The following is a 2,909-nucleotide window of genomic DNA, read 5'->3' as shown; positions in this document are numbered from 1 at the left end:
AGATCAGCCGCGACACCGCCGCCGACCTCGCCCGGTTCGCCCGCGGAGGCTGACGGAGACCGCCGTGCCCCCCGCGCCCGACCTCCAGGCCGACCTCGCCTGGTGGCGCGCCCACCGCGCCGCGCCCGACGCCGCCCAGGCCCGCGAGGTGCTGACGCGCCTCCACGCCTGGAAGGCCGAGCACGACCAGGGCCGCGCCGGCCAGCCGGTCGCGTTCCTCAAGATGGTCTGGGACGCCATCCTCGGCGACGACGAAGCCGCCGTCGCCGAAACCATCGCCGAGATCGAAGCCCGGCTGGGGTAGGGCCTTCCCGCATCTGACGAAGCCAAAGACCAGGCCCCCACCTCCCGCTCATCCCCGCGACTGCGGGGACCCAGACCGCCCTTCCTGGGCCGACCGGCCGCCAGAGTCGCGCCGCCGGTTGATGTGCGAAGCGATATGGCGAAGCTTTCCCCCCATCCACGAGTCGGCTTCGGGCCCCGCAAAGTCCTGCGCGGAGGCCTCCCGGTGCGCCGCCCGGTCCACGAACCAGGCTCCCGGAGCGAAAACTGAGGTTGGCGAAATGAGAGCGCTGCGGGTCTTCATCCTCCTCGGAGCCCTACTGTCGTCTGCTTGGCTCACGCCCGACGCTGCGCAAGCCCGAGGCGAAGCCCTGCATTGGATCGGCACATGGGGCGCGGCCCCCGCGTCCACACAGCCGATGGCTGGCGCGAACGGGGGCCTGGCGAGCCCGTCGTTCGACAATCAGACGATTGTCCAGGTCCTGCGGCTCAGTGCGGGCGGACGGCGGATGCGCATCCGCTTCACCAACGAGTACGGCGGCAGTCCGCTGCTGATCGGGGGCGCCCGTGTCGCCATTCTCTCGCCAGAGGGCCAGATTGTCCCCGGCAGCGATCGCACCGTCACCTTCGGTGGAGCGACGAGCGCCGTCGCGCCGGCCGGGGCGCCGATGCTCAGCGATCCGATCCCCCTCGCGACGAAGAACTTCGAGAGGCTGAGAGTAAGCCTCTACCTCCCGGGCCGGACAGGACCCTGCACCTGCCATATGCGCGGCGGCGAGTTGGTTCAGGTTTCGCCGCCCGGTGACTGGACCCGGCGTCCGTTGCCGCCGGCATCGGGCGTGGAAGCCTATCGGGCGTTCATATCCCGCGTCGACGTCGAGACGGGCCTCGGTTCCAGTGTGATCGTCGCTCTGGGAGACTCCATCACCGATGGCGTGTCTTCGACGATCGGCGCAAACCGTCGCTGGCCGGACCTGCTCGCGGAGCGCCTCGCGGCCCGGTTCCCGCAACAGGCCTTCGGGGTCGTCAACGCCGGCATCGGCGGCAACAGGCTGCTTGGCGACGGGCGCTTTTCGTATCAGGGGCAGAGCGCCCTCAGTCGTCTCGACCGGGATGCCCTTTCGGTCGCAGGCGCGAGCCACTTGCTCGTTCTGGAAGGCATAAACGACCTCGGACGATCGGAGGGAAGGCCCACGCCGAGCGAACTCATCCTCGGCTATCGTCAACTGATCGCCCGCGCTAGGGCCGCCGGCCTCGAGGTGATCGGGGCCACGATCCTTCCCTTCGAAGGCGCAGCCTACTTCACCGAGCAGGGAGAGGCTTCTCGCCAGGCGGTGAACGCGTGGATACGAAGGTCGGGAGAATTCGACGCCGTGGTCGACCTGGACATGGCGCTGCGCGATCCGGACCGTCCGGCGAGACTTCGCGCCGATCTGCAGTCCGGCGATTGGCTTCATCCCAATGACGCCGGCTACCGCGCCATCAGCGACGCGATCGACATTCTTATGCTCCGCTAGCGCCTCCCGCCGCGTCTCCCGCTCATGCGACGCGCATGCGGGGATGAGCGGAGTTGAGGGGCAGGCCACCCATGTCCGCCGCCAGGCGATCATCGAACCGCCCCGTGCCGTTGACCACGTACATGTACTCGTCGGCCGCCCGCGCCTCGCCCGCGCCCAGCAACGCCGTCAGCCGCACGACGCCCCCCGCGCTCACGGCTCCACCCGCGCGCGGATTTCCCGAAGCAGGCGCTTCACCTCCTCCTGCTCGTCGTTGGTCCAGGCGTCGCTGTTGACGATCAGCTTGGCGGCGACCTGACCCGCGAGCAGGATGTTCAGCAGCCAGCTCACGACCATCAGCGCCGCGGCGGCCACCCGGCCCGTGACGCTGTGCGGAGACAGGTCGCCGTAGCCGGTCGTGGTGATCGTCACCAGCCCGAACCACAGCGCGTCCGGAACGCTCCACGCCTCGGACACCTTCACGACGACGACGCAGGTCGCATACGCCCCCGCATAGACCGCCAGCACCTCCGGAATGCTGTTGAGCAGCCGCGACGGCCGCAGGAGGTCCCAGTTCATCGGCGCCTCAGTCCTCTTCTTCCGCCCAGACGATGAAAGCCAGCGTGCGGCCGACTCCCAAGATGCCGGTATCGAATGTCGCCTTGGACAGCGGCCGCCACGATACGGAACGAGCGACGATGAACTCGCCGGACCCCTGGGGGGCTTGTGGCGTCACGTGGTCTGCATTGCCGAAGAACCGCGCGTCGGCGCCGAGGGCCGCGATCTCCTCCGCAAGCGCGTCGACCAAGGCCTCTGCCGGCGGCCAGTTGAACTCGTAGGCCTGCGACTGGGTCTCAAGCATCGCGAGCGTGCCGCGGCATGCCGCCGATCGAACTCCAGGAACGGCCAATCCGTCCCATCCCGAAGCCTTGGGCGAGGATAGCCCACCACCTCTGCCAGCGCGTGCGGCACAAGTTCGTCAGCGACGCCGGCCGGCCGCGGGCCGACCCAAACGTGAGAGCCGGAAAATCGACCGAACCGCGTTTCAAGCGGTCTCTCAGCCAGCCGCCGTCGCCGCTCGCCAAGGACTCCTCCTGTCGAGCATCCCGAGGGATGCTTTCCGCCCCCAAC

The 2,909-nt window shown here is 69.1% G+C and carries 5 protein-coding genes; 2 read left to right on the top strand and 3 right to left on the bottom strand.

Annotated elements, in window-relative coordinates; all coding sequences use genetic code 11:
• Positions 1 to 64 precede the first annotated feature (64 nt).
• Positions 65 to 304, top strand: a complete 240-nt coding sequence (locus JNL41_RS10350) for a hypothetical protein (protein ID WP_293474630.1) — start codon at positions 65 to 67, stop codon at positions 302 to 304.
• A 487-nt stretch (positions 305 to 791) separates the two neighbouring features.
• Positions 792 to 1,799: an SGNH/GDSL hydrolase family protein gene (locus tag JNL41_RS10345; protein ID WP_293474628.1), complete on the top strand. Its 1,008-nt coding sequence runs from the start codon at positions 792 to 794 to the stop codon at positions 1,797 to 1,799.
• A 22-nt stretch (positions 1,800 to 1,821) separates the two neighbouring features.
• On the opposite strand, the gene JNL41_RS10340 is transcribed toward JNL41_RS10345, so the two are convergent.
• Genes JNL41_RS10340 through JNL41_RS10330 form a run of 3 tightly spaced genes read right to left on the bottom strand, consistent with a single transcriptional unit; the run spans position 1,822 to position 2,640 of the window.
• Positions 1,822 to 1,995: a hypothetical protein gene (locus JNL41_RS10340; protein WP_293474627.1), complete on the bottom strand. Its 174-nt coding sequence runs from the start codon at positions 1,993 to 1,995 to the stop codon at positions 1,822 to 1,824.
• Complete coding sequence (locus JNL41_RS10335; protein WP_293474625.1) at positions 1,992 to 2,357, bottom strand: potassium channel family protein; 366 nt, start codon at positions 2,355 to 2,357, stop codon at positions 1,992 to 1,994. Before JNL41_RS10335 ends, JNL41_RS10340 begins: the two co-directional genes overlap by 4 nt.
• Positions 2,358 to 2,364: 7 nt before the next feature.
• On the bottom strand, positions 2,365 to 2,640 hold the full coding sequence (locus JNL41_RS10330; RefSeq protein ID WP_293474623.1) for a hypothetical protein: 276 nt from the start codon (positions 2,638 to 2,640) through the stop codon (positions 2,365 to 2,367).
• Between the last annotated feature and the right edge of the window lie 269 nt (positions 2,641 to 2,909).

Source organism: Phenylobacterium sp., from assembly GCF_016793285.1.
In the GTDB taxonomy this organism is placed as follows: domain Bacteria; phylum Pseudomonadota; class Alphaproteobacteria; order Caulobacterales; family Caulobacteraceae; genus Phenylobacterium.
This window is presented reverse-complemented; position numbering and strand designations above follow the sequence as displayed.

Bases quoted from the DNA above. Each gene is read 5' to 3' on its own strand.
- JNL41_RS10345 (WP_293474628.1), top strand. From the start codon at position 792: ATGCGCATCCGCTTCACCAACGAGTACGGCGGCAGTCCGCTGCTGATC.
- JNL41_RS10335 (WP_293474625.1), bottom strand. From the start codon at position 2,357: ATGAACTGGGACCTCCTGCGGCCGTCGCGGCTGCTCAACAGCATTCCG.
- JNL41_RS10330 (WP_293474623.1), bottom strand. From the start codon at position 2,640: ATGCTTGAGACCCAGTCGCAGGCCTACGAGTTCAACTGGCCGCCGGCA.